The 15,807-nt window shown below is 67.3% G+C and carries 13 protein-coding genes; 2 read left to right on the top strand and 11 right to left on the bottom strand.

Going from position 1 to position 15,807, the window contains the following annotated elements; all coding sequences use genetic code 11:
• Window positions 1-51: 51 nt before the first annotated feature.
• Entirely contained in the window at window positions 52-1,212 is a 1,161-nt protein-coding gene (locus ACFWPK_RS24980) for a hypothetical protein (protein WP_378919616.1), read from the bottom strand.
• 142 nt (window positions 1,213-1,354) lie between these two features.
• Between ACFWPK_RS24980 and ACFWPK_RS24975 the strand changes: the two genes are divergently transcribed.
• Entirely contained in the window at window positions 1,355-2,254 is a 900-nt protein-coding gene (locus ACFWPK_RS24975) for a RecB family exonuclease (protein WP_378919614.1), read from the top strand.
• A 21-nt stretch (window positions 2,255-2,275) separates the two neighbouring features.
• Here ACFWPK_RS24975 and ACFWPK_RS24970 read toward each other — a convergent pair whose 3' ends face one another.
• Together ACFWPK_RS24970 and ACFWPK_RS24965 are read right to left on the bottom strand one after the other, a co-directional pair.
• A complete protein-coding gene (locus tag ACFWPK_RS24970; RefSeq protein ID WP_378919612.1) occupies window positions 2,276-3,403 on the bottom strand; it encodes a YeiH family protein in 1,128 nt (375 codons plus the stop codon).
• On the bottom strand, window positions 3,403-3,537 hold the full coding sequence (locus ACFWPK_RS24965; protein WP_378919610.1) for a hypothetical protein: 135 nt from the start codon (window positions 3,535-3,537) through the stop codon (window positions 3,403-3,405). The genes ACFWPK_RS24970 and ACFWPK_RS24965 overlap by 1 nt, the downstream gene beginning before the upstream one ends.
• Window positions 3,538-3,917: 380 nt before the next feature.
• Between ACFWPK_RS24965 and ACFWPK_RS24960 the strand changes: the two genes are divergently transcribed.
• A complete protein-coding gene (locus ACFWPK_RS24960) occupies window positions 3,918-4,121 on the top strand; it encodes a hypothetical protein (protein WP_378919608.1) in 204 nt (67 codons plus the stop codon).
• 70 nt (window positions 4,122-4,191) lie between these two features.
• Here the strand turns inward: ACFWPK_RS24960 and hisG are convergent, their stop codons facing one another.
• The 8 genes from hisG to metH all read right to left on the bottom strand — a co-directional run bounded on the left by hisG (window position 4,192) and on the right by metH (window position 15,589).
• Entirely contained in the window at window positions 4,192-5,043 is an 852-nt protein-coding gene (gene hisG / locus ACFWPK_RS24955; RefSeq protein ID WP_378919606.1) for an ATP phosphoribosyltransferase, read from the bottom strand.
• 55 nt (window positions 5,044-5,098) lie between these two features.
• Complete coding sequence (locus ACFWPK_RS24950) at window positions 5,099-5,380, bottom strand: phosphoribosyl-ATP diphosphatase (protein WP_174562637.1); 282 nt, start codon at window positions 5,378-5,380, stop codon at window positions 5,099-5,101.
• A gap of 55 nt (window positions 5,381-5,435) precedes the next feature.
• Window positions 5,436-7,256, bottom strand: coding sequence for a choline/carnitine O-acyltransferase (locus tag ACFWPK_RS24945; protein ID WP_378919604.1), 1,821 nt, complete (start codon window positions 7,254-7,256; stop codon window positions 5,436-5,438).
• Between the two features lie 9 nt (window positions 7,257-7,265).
• Window positions 7,266-8,081 (bottom strand): class I SAM-dependent methyltransferase, encoded by an 816-nt coding sequence (locus tag ACFWPK_RS24940; RefSeq protein ID WP_378919602.1) that lies wholly within the window; start codon window positions 8,079-8,081, stop codon window positions 7,266-7,268.
• Window positions 8,082-8,093: 12 nt separating this feature from the next.
• Window positions 8,094-8,957: an arpA protein gene (locus ACFWPK_RS24935; RefSeq protein WP_378919600.1), complete on the bottom strand. Its 864-nt coding sequence runs from the start codon at window positions 8,955-8,957 to the stop codon at window positions 8,094-8,096.
• A gap of 171 nt (window positions 8,958-9,128) precedes the next feature.
• Window positions 9,129-9,809, bottom strand: coding sequence for an HAD family hydrolase (locus ACFWPK_RS24930; protein WP_378919598.1), 681 nt, complete (start codon window positions 9,807-9,809; stop codon window positions 9,129-9,131).
• Between the two features lie 80 nt (window positions 9,810-9,889).
• Entirely contained in the window at window positions 9,890-11,761 is a 1,872-nt protein-coding gene (locus ACFWPK_RS24925; protein WP_378919596.1) for a protein kinase, read from the bottom strand.
• Between the two features lie 231 nt (window positions 11,762-11,992).
• Window positions 11,993-15,589 (bottom strand): methionine synthase, encoded by a 3,597-nt coding sequence (gene metH, locus ACFWPK_RS24920; RefSeq protein ID WP_378919594.1) that lies wholly within the window; start codon window positions 15,587-15,589, stop codon window positions 11,993-11,995.
• Between the last annotated feature and the right edge of the window lie 218 nt (window positions 15,590-15,807).

Raw genomic sequence — 15,807 nt, 5'->3', positions numbered from 1 at the left:
ATGGACCTATCAGCCTGCCAGGCGCGGCGATCCGCGCCATCGACGGGTCAGCTATTTCGCCGCTGCCAACGCGCGGTGCTGTTCGCCGGTCAGCGCGTGCGCTTCGCCTTGCGACTTCGCCCAGATCTGCGCGACATGGCGGCCGCTGGATACCAGGCAGGCCCACTGCAGAGCGTCGGCGTCGGTCCAGCAGGCGGCGCCGGGCACGCCGTCCGGGGCGGGCGCGCCCTTCCAGCCTTCGGTGGCGAGGGTCTCCGCGACGGTCGCGGCGGACAGTTTCGCCGCGGCGGCCGCGTCGGCGGTGCGATAGACAGCACTGTCGTCGATGCCGATCCCGACCAGCCCCACCTCGCGGTACAACGTGAGCGCTGCCTGCTGATCGTCGGTGAAGATCAGCGCGCCACGCGGCCCGTAGGCGCCGCTGCTCACATTGCCGTTGCCGACCGCGAGCGCGTTGATCCCGTCCGGGTCGTACGGCAGCTTCGCGAGCTCGGCGACGGGCGTCGCCACGAACGAATCCAGCAGGGGGCGTTGCCGTTCCAGCGCTGTGCGAACAGTCCGTTCGATCTCGGGCAGTCCGCCGAGGCGAGCACTGGTGAACACCACGAACTCCCGGTGCGCGGTGAACGCCATGCCCTCGAGCCGATCGCGATTCTCCATGGTGACGAACCGGGTGTCCGATGCGCCGGGCAGATCGGCGGCAGCCCAGTCACCGGTCTGCAACATCCCGCGCTGTGTCGTCGCCGCGGTGGCGAGGGCGGCTGCCGCCGCTTTCGCCGAAGCGGTGTCAGGGAAGCGCATGATGCCGTGGGTGAGCCAGTCGGTGCCCGCGCTCGTGTCACCACCGTTGGAACGCTGACCGACGAATCCGGTGAGCAGGCCGTTCGCCGCGGCGGCCGAGCTGATCGCGTTGTTGTGGCCGGTCATGATGGTGAGCATCGGTTCAGTGAGCACGCCCGCCTGTCCGTGGCGCACGAAAACGGGATCGATATCGGTGGACAGCGCCAGCACTTCGGCCATCCGGTTGCCCTCGGCGAGGGTCCCCGCCCGTAACCGCTGCTCGTCGGTCTGCGCGGTGGCCGAGGTCGTCGCCGCCGATGTGGTCGAGGCAGCCGTAGCGCCCGGTACCCGGACCACCTTTCCCGGATCCTCGCACGCACTCACCATGATCACCGCGGCCAAAACCGCCCCCGCCCGGAACATCAGTTGCATGCCGCGATCCTGGCAGACCCCGCCCACAACCACCGAATCCCGAGCCGTTCGTCGGTATCCGACGCGTGCGCCGAACTCGCGACCTCCGCATGTGGGCCCGAATCGGGCAATCCTGTCAGTGCCTGCCGTTAACCTGCGAAATATGTCAGTGCCCTTGTCCGTGCCCCTGGCCGACGACACCGCCGACGCGCCGGTCCATCGGTCGCGTCCGGCGTTGTCGCCTTCGCGGGCAAGCGATTTCAAGCAGTGCCCGTTGAAGTACCGGTTGCGGGCGATCGATCGGGTGCCGGAACCGCCGTCGCGAGCCGCGGTGCGCGGGACCGTGGTGCACGCGGTCCTCGAGGATCTGTTCGGGTTACCCGCCGCGGAGCGTCAGCCGGAGCGGGCGGCGGAGCTGGTTCCCGACGCATGGGAGCGGGTGCGCGCGGAGCGCGACGGGGTGGACGAGCTCGTCGCCGAGAATGGGCCGCAGGCACTGTTCGACGAGGTGCGAACACTGGTCGCGAGCTATTACGAGCTCGAGGATCCGCGGCGATTCGAGCCACACGCGCTGGAGGAGCGCGTCGAGGTCGACCTCGACGGCGATATTCCGCTGCGCGGTTTCGTCGACCGGATCGATGTGGCACCCAACGGCCTGCTGCGGGTCGTCGACTACAAAACCGGTCGCTCACCCGGACCGATGCACGAAGCGCGCGCCCTGTTCCAGCTCAAGTTCTACGCGCTGATGATCCTGCGCACCCGCGACATCGTCCCGGCCCAGCTGCGCCTGATCTACCTGGCCGACAAGAACATCCTCACCTACACCCCCGAGCGCGAGGAACTCGATCGCTTCCAGCGCATTCTCACCGCGCTCTGGCAAGCCATCATCGACGCGGGCATGACCGGGAACTTCCCGCCGACGCGCAACTCGATGTGCAAGTTCTGCGATTTCAAACCCCTGTGCCCCGAGTACGGCGGCACGCCACCGCCGTACCCGGGCTGGCCCGTTCAGGCCGCGGTTCCTGCCGATCTGGTGACAGAACGCCTCCCCGAAGACGTGTGACCGCGATCGACGCCGGGCATGTCACACGGCGAAGTCGCGGAACAGCAGCACCGAAAGACCAAGGCCGACAGCCAGATTCACGAGCACTGCCGATCCGAAGACCGCGATCGGCCGCCACCCCGCTTCGCGCAGCCCACGCAGCGAGAATTCCAGGCCGATGGAGACGAACGCCAGGATCAGGAACCAGGTGCGCAGGTCGTTGATGATGGCGATGTGCGCGGCACCGGTCTTCTTGTCGACCGACTGGAGATACAGCGTGCCGATGATCGAGGCGGCGATGAACCCGAGCACGAATTTCGGGAACCTGGACCAGAATTCACCGATGCTCGGACGCGCGGCACCCTCGGTGCGATCCACACGGAACGCGAACCAGGCGGTGAGAGCGATTGCCACGAGACCGATGAGCGCGTTCTGGGTGGTCTTGACGATCGTCGCGATCTGCAACGATTCCTCACCCGCCAGCGCACCCGCGGCGGCCACCGCGGCCGTGGTGTCGATGTTGCCGCCGATCCACGCGCCCGCCACCGCATCGGAGAGCCCGAGAACATCAGCGAGCCAGGGCAGCAGGAAGATCGACGGCAGCGCGAAGATGATCACCAGCGACGCCGCGTAGGCGATCTGCTCGCGCCGGGCCTGCACCGCCCCCGCCGCCGCGATGGCCGCGCTCACCCCGCAGATCGACACCGCCGACGACAGCAGCGCCCGCAGCTTGTCGTCGAGCCCGAGCACCCCACCGAACCACCAGGTGAACCCGAAAACGATGGTGATCAATGCCAGCGCCTGCACGATCGACGGAGCGGCGGCGGTCACCAGGATCTTCAGGTTGATCGACGCACCGAGCAGCACCACACCGGTCTTGATGAAGAACTCGGTCCGGAACCCGGCCGAAAGCCGTTCCCGCAGACCGATCTTGCCCAGTACAACATTGCCGATCAACCCGATCGCGATCGCGTACACCGGATACTCGACCGTCTTCGCGACCCGCTTCAAGGGCGTATCCGCCGCCCATTGCGGAACATGGGTGTCGAAGAACCTGGTCAACGCGCCCAGTACGAGCACCAGCAGAATCCCCGCCACGATGTCGCGCGCCGTAGGCCGCGAATTCGCTTGCAACGCCGCGGTTTCCGACGTCGTCCGCGTCTCCCCCATCACGGCACCAGCCAACCCGGGATGGCCCCGACCAGCACAAGGCCGATCAGGACGAGCCCGACGACGGTAGCCAACCAGTCTTCGTTCCAGGTGAATGCGCTGCCCGGCCGTGGCTCGGGCGGTGTCTGCGACACGGTGACTCCTCGCGTTCCTCTTCAGAGAAACGCAAGGTAGCAACGAGATCCGGGGAGTACACCGATTGAACTCACCCTGAATCGATCGTTGCGGTCGCGAGCAACTCCCGCGCGGAAACTACCGCAGGCGGCGTTCCTCTTCTTCTTCCAGGCGGCGCCGCTCTTCTTCGCGCTCGACCTGCTCCTTCTCGATCTTTTCTTCCTGCTCGTTCTTGTTCGACATTTTCGCCCCGATCACTGATTGTCCGGACAAATCCGCGATTCCAGCCTACCCGCGGCGGAATACCTGTCGGCGGTAACGACCGGGCGCACCGAAGACGACTACCTTCGGACTGCTCTGCCGTCCCCTGGGGTGGTTTCCACCGAGTTGAGGAGAAGAAATGAACCGCACTCTGTTCAGGGCCGTGGCTCTTGCCGCTATCACGCTGGCGATGGGAACCTATCCGACCGTCGCCTCGGCTAGCTCGGCAGCGGCGCCGGTCGTGGCCGAACCCATCATCGGCGGCGCACCGACAGCGCCGTTCGACCCGATTTGCCCGTTGTGTTTCGTGCGTGAGGCGCTCGAGAGTCTCTCGGCGAAGTAGGTTCAGGCGCCGAAAGACCGAGGCCCCTCACCTGGGCGAACACAGGTGAGGGGCCTCGGACGGAAACGACTCAGAAGGCTCGGCAGGAGCGGATGTCGGTGGCGAGGATGGCCTTGGCGCCGAGGTCGGCGAGGCGGTCCATGAGTTCGTTGCCCTGTTTGCGGGGAACGAGGGCGCGCACCGCGACCCAGTCGGGGTCGGTCAGCGGGGACACGGTGGGTGATTCGAGACCGGGGGTGATGGCGACTGCCTGGTCGAAGAGGGACTTGGGGCAGTCGTAGTCGAGCATCAGGTACTGCTGGGCGAAGACGACGCCCTGGATGCGGTTGATGAGCTGGTTGCGGGCGCGGTCGTCACGGTCGGAACCGGTGCGTTCGATGAGGACGCCTTCGGAGTCGCACAGGGATTCGCCGAACGCGATCAGGTTGTGCTGACGCAGGGTGCGACCGGACCCGACCACGTCGGCGATGGCGTCGGCGACACCGAGCTGGATCGAGATCTCGACCGCGCCGTCGAGGCGGATCACCTCGGCCTCGATCCCGAAGCGGGCGAGGTCGGCGCGGACCAGGTTCGGGTAGGAGGTGGCGATGCGCTTGCCCGCCAGATCCTCGACCTTCCAGTCCTCACCGGCGGGGGCCGCGTAGCGGAAGCTGGAGCGGCCGAAACCGAGCGACAGTCGCTCGCTGACCGGGGAGCCGGAGTCCAGGGCCAGGTCGCGGCCGGTGATGCCGAGGTCGAGCTCACCGGAGCCGACGTAGATGGCGATGTCCTTGGGACGCAGGAAGAAGAACTCGACCTGATTGGCGGGATCGAGCACGGTCAGATCGCGGGAGTCGGTCCGCTTGCGATATCCGGCCTCGCTCAGGATCGAGGTGGCGGATTCGGAGAGCGAGCCTTTGTTGGGGACGGCGACGCGCAACATGGGAGGGGGTCCTTTCGGGGGAAGTGGAGGAGGTGTCATCCGGACGGATCAGCCGTCACAGATGTCGGTACACGTCCTCGAGCTTCAGCCCACGACCCAGCATCATCACCTGGACCCAGTACAGCAGCTGGGAGATCTCCTCGGCGAGCGCTTCATCGCTCTCGTGCTCAGCGGCCAGCCAGATCTCACCGGCTTCTTCCAGGACCTTCTTACCCTGGAAATGAACGCCTGCGTCCAGCGCGGCCACGGTGCCAGACCCCTCGGGACGGGTCTGGGCACGCTCGGTCAGCTCGGCGAACAGGGATTCGAAGTTCTTCACGAGTAGAGATTGTTTCATACCCGACCCAGCGGTTTTCCCGGCGCACCGCGAGCTGCGGCACGCCGGGAAACGATCACGCCGGTTCGGACAGCAGTTCGCGCAGGTCGGCTACGGACGTGCGGAGGTGGTCGGCGAAGGCGTACATCTGGTCGGACACCGACTTCGGCGTGGCCAGGTAGATGTTCCACCGATCCGGCAGCAGCACGTAGGCGATGCCGATGCAGCGCGGGCTGGTCGAGCCGAAACCGAAGTAGCGGATGTACTTCGACGGGGCCGAACTGGTCGACAGGTAGTCGTCGCGCATCACCGTCCAGCCGGGGCTGTCGAACAGCGCGATCCGCTCGTCGGCGACGCCGAGCTGTTCGCCGCGACGGCGCTGGATCCACTCCAGTTCCCACAGGTGCTGCTCGGGCGCCTGCCCGGCTTGGCATTCCTTCGCCCGCGCGACGTGGGCGGACGCGGCGGTGCGCGCCGCGGCCAGCTTGGTCTCGGTGTCGGTGTCCGGGGACACCATCGCGTCGACGAACGCCACCATCTCCGGGGTCACCACACGCATGGCCTCGGTGCGACCGTTGCGGAACTGCCGGGTGGCGATGGATTCGTAGGTCGCGCCGGTGAGCCCCTTGCTGCGCCGGTGGGCGAGCTGGTAGCTGAGCTGAGCGAAGGCATCGGGTGAGATGCCCAGCTTCTTGGCCTCGCCGGTCCCGAAGTCGTCGAAGGACACCAGCGAGGTGGCCGTATCGGCGGCGAAGCGGGCGAAGTCGGCCCCCGCCGCGGCGATGTCGGCGCGCGCGGCCGAGTCGAGCACGAACTCGATCGGCTCCACCGAGGGCAGTCCCTGCGATTGCGCTCCGCTGGTGGCCGCGTGGTCCTGGGAACTCCGTTCGAGCAGCGCGTCGACGAACGACAGCACGGTGGTGCCGTCGAGCCCGCAGTGCTCGATATTGATGCCGGCCTGACCGTCGGCGAAGACGATGAACGAGACCGACTTGTCGAAGTAGCGGTTGCCGCTGTCACCGTGGAGCAGCTGGTCGCAGGCGTGCAGTTCGTCGCGGGGCGCGAAGTCCTCCAGGCACACCGAGAACAGCGCCGTCTCCACCGCGTCGAACGCCTCGACGTTAGCGGGCTCGGTGCGCAGCGCTTCCCGGCTGCGCGCCCATGCCGCACGGGCTTTCGTGGTGAGATGCCCGACCGAGGTGTCGGTCGCGGCGGGCTTGGTGCCACCCTTGATCACCGCGCGCAACCCGTCGACCACGTCGTCGAACGCGTACGGCGCGCCGTCGCCGCCGATGACGTCCATCCGGAAGATGTTGCCGCGGTAGAAGACCGCGATGTGACGCGCATCCGAGGGCCCTGGCCATTCCGGGCTGTAGGGCTTGCGAACACTGTCCTGGATCTCGCCCGGAATCCGGGTCTCGGAGAACAGGTACTTGTTCTGCCACATCGACAGCGCCTGCCCGCGCTGGGTCACCGGCGCGATCGTCTCCGCGTCCAGCGCCAGCTTGTAGTCGACTGCCGCCCCGATGATCGCGGCGGCCCGCTCGGTCTGCCCGGCGACGGTCGACGCCGCGAGGGGGGTGTCGTCACGGAACAGGAAAACGAAGTTGGCGTTCAACGCGATCCGGTCTCGACGGCCCAGATACCGTGACGGCCAGAATTCGTCGAGCCAGCTGCCGACGCCGGGGGTGGCGTCGTATTCGGCCAGCGCGGCATGCAGAGCGCGCCCCGCCCCACCGGGGCGCAGCAGCTCGGCTACCGCGCCCTCGGTGGTGGCGTATTCCTCGGCGCCGAGCAGGGGCTGACACCACTGCAGGAACCGCGCGCAACTGTCGTCCAGTGTCGGCAGCGGTACCCGGGGCAGCGTGTCTTCGGCGGCGAACGTGGGTTGGTTCAATCCAAGTCCTCAGGTCTCGATGGGATGCGGTCGGGACAGGAACAGGTTGGCGTAGAGCCAGCCTTCGGCTTCGTGGTCGGTGGTGTCGATTCCCTTGGCCGCCAACGCATCCAGCACCTGTTCGCGTTCCTGCGCCGAGGCGAACCTCCGCTGCTGGAACATACCGGGACGCTGCTCGCTGCGATAGCCGAGCGCGGCCAGTTCCTCGGCGATGGGACCGAAATCGAACATCCGCAACACGAAATGCGCCATCCACGGTCGCTTGCGCGGATCGGCTTGGGCGACCCTGGACAGGGTTTTCTCGGTGATGTAGCCGACGCATCCGGTGGAGATCACCAGATCGGCGGAGGCGAGCACACGTCGCTGCGCCTCGGTGGGCTCGGTGGCCTCGAGGTCGGCGTGCACGTAGTCGTGCAGGAGTCCGGCGGCGTGGGCGTAAGTCAGCGCCGGGCGTGCGGCGTCCATCCCGATGAAGCGTACGTCGGGCATCAGATCGCCGCGCAACCGCTCCCGGTCCGCCGCGATCAGCCCGATCTTGTCGGTATCGGCGTGATCGCGGTAGTGCCCGGCCAATTCATCGACGGTGGTGTCGCTGCGCAGCAGCGCCGCGTTCACCCCGTAGGAGCACCCGAGGTCGAGGACGGTCGGGATCCGGTCCGGCCGAGCGGCCCGCAGCTGGCGCAGCTGTTCGGCGAACAGCGGCTTCGCCAGTTCCGGGATCCGGTAGTCCAGCTCGTTCATGCGCGCGAAATACGCGCGTGGATCGGGACTTTCGTAGATGTCGTCGAAGGATGCTTTGCCGGTGGTGTGCAACGGAACGGACATGGGCGGTTCCTCTCAGTCGAGCAGTCGGTCACCTCGGACGGCGTCGGCCGCGGCGGCCACATGGTCGGGCAGGACACGGCCGAACAACTGTCTGGTGCGTTCGACCGTGCCGATCACCCCTGGTCGGTCCGTGTAGGCGAAAATCGCCGAATGTCGTTGGCCCGCACCGGCTACTTCGGTGACGCGATGCAAGGAGAAGCGGCCCTTGAACAGCTGCAGATCGCCGGGGCGCAGTTCCAGCGCGCGGATGAGCCGGGCGCCGTCACCGGTGAGCACGTCGCGCACATCGTCGAGGTGCTCGGCGTGCGGGTCGCGGATATTGGGGCAGTATTCGAACACGCCGCCGGCTTCGGGCTTGCGGGTGAGCATGCTCACGGTGAATTCGTTGGTGTCGAAATGCCACGGATGCGACATCCCCGGCTCGACCACGTTCAGGCACAAACCCGCGAGGGGGTCGGCGAATTCGTGCAGATCGTCGAGTTCGAAGCAATCGGCGACGAACCGCTGGAACACCGGATCGGTGTAGAGACGCTGGATCAGCGCTTCGGCGGGGATGCGATCGCGGGCCACGAAGGCATTGCCGCGGTCGAGCACGATCCGCGCCGGATGGTCGGCGGGCAGGTCGGCGTCGAGGGGAATGTTGTAGGCATTGACCCGCTCCACTTTGTAATGGGCGTGCGGTGCGATCGCCTCTCCCTCGGCGCGCAGCGTATCGAGCAGCTGCGGCCGGATGAACTCACGCAGGACCGTACAGCCGTCCTCGGCCAGCTCGGCGCGGGCGGCCTCGATGGCCGCCTGCCTGCCCGAACCACCGAGATCGGTGAGTGGATACCGTGCGATGTCGACGATTTCGTCAAGCCCCCGCGTGCCCGTCATGTACCCAGTTTGCGGGAATATTCGGGCGCGCGCTCGCGGTTTCGACAAATCGGGCGTATCCCGGGAAGATCACAACCGTGCGAAATCAACTGTGCGGCAACCGTTTTCGCGGATTCCACCCAGGTTTCGGCCTTATCACGGTAGGCTATTTCGCCCTATCTCGGTGAGCCCTCACAATTTTCGGACGCGGGCGTCGAGGGCGGCGCGCAGATCCGTAACCGACAAACCGACCAGCGACTCCCGGAATACCCGCCCCGGCGCCTCTGGAACCGGGATCTCGCACGGGATCACAATCAGACCGCAGCCCGCGCCCTGCGCGGCGAGCGATCCGGTCGGCGAATCCTCGATCGCGACACAGTCACGCGGGTCGACCTCGAGCAGTTCCGCGGCGCGGCGGTAGATGGCCGGATCGGGCTTGCCGTGCGCCACCTCGTCACCGCAGACGGATGTGTCGAAGAAATCGCGGCCGAGGGTATCGAGGCCGTATTCGGTGAGCGAGCGCTTGGTATTGGTCACCAGCGCGCACTTCATACCCGCCTCGCGCACCATCGCCAGCGCGTCCTTGGCGCCGGGACGCCACGGGATCGGGCCGAGCATCAACTCGGTGACCCGGTGCTCGAGGAACTCCCCCGCCTCGGCGATCGTCGCCGGCGTCGGGTCAAGGCCGATGCCGTCGAAGAGCATGCGCAGCGCGTTCGGGCCGGAGGCGCCGATCAGGGCGTGGCGGACCTCGTCGGTCAGCTCGCGGCCGTGCTCACGGGCCAGTTCACGAACCGCTATGTCCCACAACTTCTCCGAATCGAGCAGCGTGCCGTCCATGTCCCACAACACCGCGGCCGGTCGCGCGCTCACCTGTTTCTCGCCTCGTTCTCGTCACACATCACCTCTGGTGACCGGCAGTCGCCGGACCCGTTCAGGGTAACGGGTCGGCCTCAGACGCCCGATCCGGCGATCTGGAGGTTGCCCGCGTCGCCGGAGACCTGGATCCAGCGGTTCTCCGAGGTCACGGTGCCATTGGTCAGGTGGTAGGTGAGGGTGACGACCGCGCGGTTCTGCCCGTTGGGAGTGATCGAGCCGACAGTCACCGACCGCACCGACGACCAGAACGACGAGTACTGGCCGAACCCACCGGTCTGCGACTGGTAGCCCGGAGCGAGCTGCGCCCATGCCCCGCCGATATTGCCGGGGAGCATGCCGTAGTACCCGGCGATGAACTGGTTGATCCGATCCGGGGTGGGCGGGCCGAAGGGGGTGGTGGTGATGGTCGTGCTGGTCGGATTCGGGGTGGTGGGGGTGGGCTTGGCCGAGGTGCTGGTCGGGGTCGCACCGCTCGGCACGGCCGCGGGTGGGGCGGACACGGTGATCGTCTCCTGCTCCGGCACGATGACGACGGTGCTCACCTTGCCGTCGACCATGGTCGTGACGGTGACCGGCGATGCCGGGATCTGCGCCTGCTGATCGGGCTCGCCGCCCCGGTCGCGGGTGACGACCAGCACGACGAGCATGACCGTGAAGGCAGCGACGGCGGCGGCAAGCAACAGGACGGCGCGGCTGTTGTTCGCACGGTCGGTGCGCGACGACGGAGCGGGGAACGCGGGATGGAGGCCAGGGGTCGAGGCCTGCGTCGGCCCAGCTGCGGCTCGGGCGCGTGTATCCGCCTCAGCGCCCGCACGTTCGACACCGCTCGAGTTCGGCGGCGTGGCGTCGCGCGGCCGCACCGAGCCAGGATCGCCTGCGGCCGCCTGACCGACCGCGCCGGCCGCCGACCCGACCCCGCCCGACGCCGGTGTGCCCGTGGCCTCCGCCGTCGAGTTCCGTCCCGAGAAGGCCGAGCGGGCCGCCATCCTCATGGCCAGGCCGCTGCCGAACAGTGCGGCCGCACCGGATTTCGCCACCGAACCCGCATTCGCGGGCTGCGGGGTCGGCGTCGTCGCCGCCTCGCTCACCGGCAGTATCTTCGTCGCGGAGGCGGGCAGTGCCGGAACCCGGCCCGCCGCAACGTCTTCCAGCGCTGTGCGGGCCTGCGCCATCGTGGGCCGGTCATCGGCGGACGCGGTCAGCAGCCACATCAGGACCGGCGCGAGGGGGCCCGCGTTCTTCGGCTCCGGCACGACACCGCGCGCGACGGCGTGCAGCACCGCCAGGGGGTTGTCGCCCTCCCCGAACGGCGGCGCGCCTTCGGAGGCGGCGTACAGCGTCGAGCCCAGGGCGAACACGTCGGCGGCGGGCTTGGGGTTGTCGCCGCGCGCGATCTCGGGCGCCAGGTACGCGGGGGTGCCCGCCAGGAACCCGGTGGCGGTGACGGTGACGTCCCCGGTCGCGTGCGAGATGCCGAAGTCGGTGAGTTTGACCGTGCCGTCGTCGCCGACGAGCAGGTTGGCCGGTTTCACATCGCGGTGCATGATCCCGGCATCGTGCGCGGCCGACAGCGCCGCGGCGGCCTGGGCGCCGATCCCCGCCACCGCGATCGGCGGCAGGGTCACCCCGCCTGCCAGCTTCACCGCGAGGCTCGGCGCGTTCATGTATTCCATGACCAGCCACGGCTGGCCGTCCTCTTCGGCGACATCGAAGACGGTGATGGCGTTGGGGTGGTGCAGGCGGGCCGCGATCCGGCCCTCCCGCATCGCGCGCAGTTTCCCTTCCAGCGCTTGCGATCCGGTGAGACCGGGCGCGAGCAGCACCTGCTTCACCGCGACGGTGCGCCGCAGCCGGACGTCGGTGGCGCGCCACACGACCCCCATCGCGCCCGTGCCGATCGGGTCGGTGAGTCGATAGCGTCCCGCGATCAACCGATCCGATGTCATATTCTGTGCCCCTCCTGCTTACCGCTGAGTCGTCTCGCCCTCCGCGCCACAGCGGGATGAAACTTTGGAAAATCCTACGTGCTGAACTGCTTCGATCCTGTTGCGGGACAGCCCGGTCCATGGACCCAGCGCCGCATCGTGACCAGACTCACAAGCGCCGCAACGACAATCGGACCGGCCCGCGGGGCCGATCCGATCTGCCGACGCCTGTTCACCTGTTCCTGAAGTGTCTCAGGCGTTGAAGTATTTCGCCTCCGGATGCAGCAGCACGAACGCGTCCGTCGACTGCTCGGGGTGCAGCTGCAGTTCTTCCGACAGCGTCACCCCGACCCGGCCCGCGTCGAGCAGGTCGACCAGCTTGGCGCGATCTTCCAGGTCAGGGCAGGCGCCGTAGCCGAAGGAGTACCGCGCACCCCGGTAACCGAGCTTGAAGTATTCCTGAACGTCGGCGGGATCGTCGGCCGCGATGGACTTGCCGTCGACGGTCAGTTCCTCGCGCACCCGGCGATGCCAGTACTCGGCCAGCGCCTCGGTGAGCTGCACGCCGATTCCGTGCACCTCGAGGTAGTCGCGGTAGTTGTCGGCGGCGAACAGCGCGTTGGCGAAGTCGGCGATCGGCTGACCCATTGTGACCAGCTGGAACGGCAACACATCGACCTGCCCGGTCTCCCGTGCCCGCTCACGCGAACGGATGAAGTCGGAGATGCACAGGAACCGATCACGCTGCTGACGCGGGAAGGTGAACCGATACCGCTCCGGCGCATCAGGATTCGGCTCGGTCAGCACGATGACCTCGTCGCCCTCCGAGACGGCGGGGAAGTACCCGTACACCAGGGCGGCATGTTGCAGCACACCCTCGGTGGCGAGCCGGTCGAGCCAGGCGCGCAACCGCGGCCGGCCCTCGGTCTCCACCAGATCCTCGTAGGTCGGGCCTTCGCCTGCCCGCTGACCACGCAGACCCCACTGACCGAGGAACAGCGCCCGCTCGTCCAGCAGACCCGAGTACTCCGCCAGCGGCAGACCCTTGATCACCCGGGTGCCCCAGAACGGCGGCGTCGGCACGGGCAGATCCGTGGCCACATCGGAGCGTTCGGGCACCACGATCGGCGTCTCGGCGGCCTTGCGTTCGGCCGCGATCCGCTTGGACCGCTCGTGACGCGCCTTGCGCTCGGCGGCCTTCTCCTTGGCCGCGATCGCCGCCGGGCTGTCCGGGTCGAGCCCGCCGCCGCGCTTGACGGTCATGATCTCGTCCATCAACCGCAGACCCTCGAAGGCGTCACGGGCGTAGTACACGTCGCCGTCGTAGACCGCGGTCAGGTCGTTCTCCACGTAGGAACGGGTCAGCGCGGCGCCACCGAGCAGCACCGGGAACTGTTCGGCGACACCCTTGGAGTTGAGTTCACCGAGGTTCTCCTTCATCACCACGGTCGACTTCACCAGCAGCCCGGACATGCCGATCACGTCGGCCTTCTTGTCCTGCGCGGCGTCGAGGATGGTCGCGATGGGCTGCTTGATGCCGAGGTTGACCACCTCGTAGCCATTGTTGGACAAGATGATGTCGACCAGGTTCTTGCCGATGTCGTGGACATCGCCCTTCACCGTGGCCAGCACGATCCGGCCCTTACCCGCGTCGTCGGTGGCTTCCATGTGCGGTTCCAGGTGCGCGACAGCGGTTTTCATCACCTCGGCCGACTGCAACACGAACGGCAGCTGCATCTGGCCCGAACCGAACAGCTCACCGACGGTCTTCATGCCCGAGAGCAGGGTCTCGTTGATGATCTGCAGCGGCGGCACGGTCTGCATCGCCTCGTCGAGATCGTCACCGAGACCGTTGCGTTCACCGTCGACGATGCGCCGCTCGAGACGCTCGAACAAGGGCAGCAGAGCCATTTCCTCGGCGCGCGAGGCCTTCGACGATGCCGTCGAGACGCCCTCGAACAGCGCCATCAGCTTCTGCAGCGGGTCGTAGTCCTCCGTGCGACGGTCATAGATCAGATCGAGGGCGACCTGCTGGTGCTCCTCGGGAATCCGGCTCATCGGCAGGATCTTCGACGCGTGCACGATCGCCGAATCCAGACCCGCTTGCACACATTCGTGCATGAACACCGAGTTCAGCACCTGCCGGGCGGCCGGATTCAGGCCGAAGGAGATGTTCGACAGACCCAGGGTGGTCTGCACCTGCGGGCGGCGGCGCTTGAGCTCGCGGATGGCCTTGATCGTCTCCTCACCATCCTTGCGCGACTCCTCCTGCCCGGTGCCCAGGGTGAAGGTCAGCGTGTCGACGATGATGTCGGACTCAGCCAGGCCCCAGTTGGCGGTGATGTCATCGATGAGACGCTCGGCGATCGCGACCTTGTGATCGGCGGTGCGGGCCTGGCCCTCTTCGTCGATGGTCAGCGCGACGACAGCGGCACCGTGCTCGGAGACCAGGCGCATGATCTGCTGGAACCGCGAATCCGGGCCTGCGCCGTCCTCGTAGTTCACCGAGTTCACCGCGCACCGACCACCCAGATGCTGCAGGCCTGCCTGCAATACCGGCACTTCGGTGGAGTCGAGCATGATCGGCAACGTCGAGGCGGTCGCCAGCCGCGAGGCCAGCTCGTTCATGTCGTCGGCACCGTCGCGGCCCACGTAGTCGACACACAGGTCGAGCATGTGCGCGCCGTCGCGGGTCTGGTCCTTGGCGATCTCGAGGCACCGCTGCCAGTCGGCAGCCAGCATCGCGTCACGGAAAGCCTTGGAGCCGTTGGCATTCGTGCGCTCACCGATCATCATGATCGACGCGTCCTGCTCGAACGGGACGGCGGTGTACATGCTCGACACGGCGGGCTCGTGCTCGGGCTGACGACGATCGGTGATCGGCGGCAACGTCTTCTCGACCTCGCGCACCGCCTCGGCGACCTGGCGGATGTGCTCCGGGGTGGTGCCACAGCAACCACCGACCAGCGAAAGACCGAACTCGGACACGAACCCGCTCATCGCGACGGCGAGCTCTTCGGGGGTGAGCGGGTACTCCGCGCCGTTGGCACCGAGTACCGGCAGACCCGCGTTCGGCATCACCGACACGGGGATGTTCGCGTGCCGCGACAGGTGCCGCAGGTGTTCGCTCATCTCCGCCGGTCCGGTGGCGCAGTTCAGACCGATCATGTCGATGCCGAGCGGTTCCAGCGCGGTCAGCGCCGCGCCGATCTCACTGCCGACCAGCATGGTGCCGGTGGTCTCCACGGTGACGTGGGTGATGATCGGGATCCGGCGGCCCGCCGCGATCATGGCCCGGCGGCTGCCGGTGATCGCGGCCTTCACCTGGAGCAGGTCCTGGCAGGTCTCGATGAGGATGGCGTCGGCGCCGCCGTCGAGCATGCCGAGCGCCGCTTCGGTGTAGGCATCGCGCAGCGACACGTACGGTGCGTGGCCCAGGGTCGGCAGCTTGGTGCCCGGCCCCATCGAGCCCAGCACGTAGCGCGGGGTGCCGTCGGCGGACGGGCCCATCTCGTCGGCGACATCGCGGGCGATCCGGGTGCCGCGCTCGGACAGATCACGGATCCGGTCCTGGATGTCATAATCGGCGAGGTTGGGCAGGTTGCAGCCGAAAGTGTTGGTCTCCACCGCATCCGCGCCCGCGGCGAAGTAGGCGCGGTGGATGTCGGCGAGCACATCGGGGCGGGTGTCGTTGAGGATCTCGTTGCAACCCTCGAGGCCACGGAAGTCGTCGAGCGACAGATCCGCGGCCTGCAACATCGTGCCCATCGCGCCGTCGCCGATGACGACACGCCGCCGCAGCGTGTCGAGGAGCGTGGTATCGAACCCGGTGGGCAAGGACGCAGACATGATTCAAGACTAGAGGGCGCCCCCGACGAACAAGACCACTGTGGGTGAATCGAGTGGCCTGCGCCACTGTCCGCGGCGGAAACACGCAACAGCGTCGGTCACCGCAAAACAATTCGCACAAGACACTAGTGTCCTGCACCTGAAATCCGTTGAAGATATTTAGCGAGTGATTCCAGGATCTCCTCCGCGGTTTTGCGCCAGACGAAGGGTTTCGGGTC

Source organism: Nocardia sp. NPDC058519 (genome assembly GCF_042719755.1).
Classification (GTDB): Bacteria; Actinomycetota; Actinomycetes; order Mycobacteriales; family Mycobacteriaceae; genus Nocardia.
This window is presented reverse-complemented; position numbering and strand designations above follow the sequence as displayed.

Excerpts from the sequence above, each read along its gene's own strand:
- ACFWPK_RS24975 (WP_378919614.1), top strand. The coding sequence starts at position 1,355 with ATGTCAGTGCCCTTGTCCGTGCCCCTGGCCGACGACACCGCCGACGCG.
- ACFWPK_RS24980 (WP_378919616.1), bottom strand. The coding sequence starts at position 1,212 with ATGCAACTGATGTTCCGGGCGGGGGCGGTTTTGGCCGCGGTGATCATG.
- ACFWPK_RS24950 (WP_174562637.1), bottom strand. The coding sequence starts at position 5,380 with ATGAAACAATCTCTACTCGTGAAGAACTTCGAATCCCTGTTCGCCGAG.
- ACFWPK_RS24925 (WP_378919596.1), bottom strand. The coding sequence starts at position 11,761 with ATGACATCGGATCGGTTGATCGCGGGACGCTATCGACTCACCGACCCG.
- ACFWPK_RS24970 (WP_378919612.1), bottom strand. The coding sequence starts at position 3,403 with ATGGGGGAGACGCGGACGACGTCGGAAACCGCGGCGTTGCAAGCGAAT.
- ACFWPK_RS24960 (WP_378919608.1), top strand. The coding sequence starts at position 3,918 with ATGAACCGCACTCTGTTCAGGGCCGTGGCTCTTGCCGCTATCACGCTG.
- ACFWPK_RS24940 (WP_378919602.1), bottom strand. The coding sequence starts at position 8,081 with ATGTCCGTTCCGTTGCACACCACCGGCAAAGCATCCTTCGACGACATC.
- ACFWPK_RS24935 (WP_378919600.1), bottom strand. The coding sequence starts at position 8,957 with ATGACGGGCACGCGGGGGCTTGACGAAATCGTCGACATCGCACGGTAT.
- hisG (WP_378919606.1), bottom strand. The coding sequence starts at position 5,043 with ATGTTGCGCGTCGCCGTCCCCAACAAAGGCTCGCTCTCCGAATCCGCC.
- metH (WP_378919594.1), bottom strand. The coding sequence starts at position 15,589 with ATGTCTGCGTCCTTGCCCACCGGGTTCGATACCACGCTCCTCGACACG.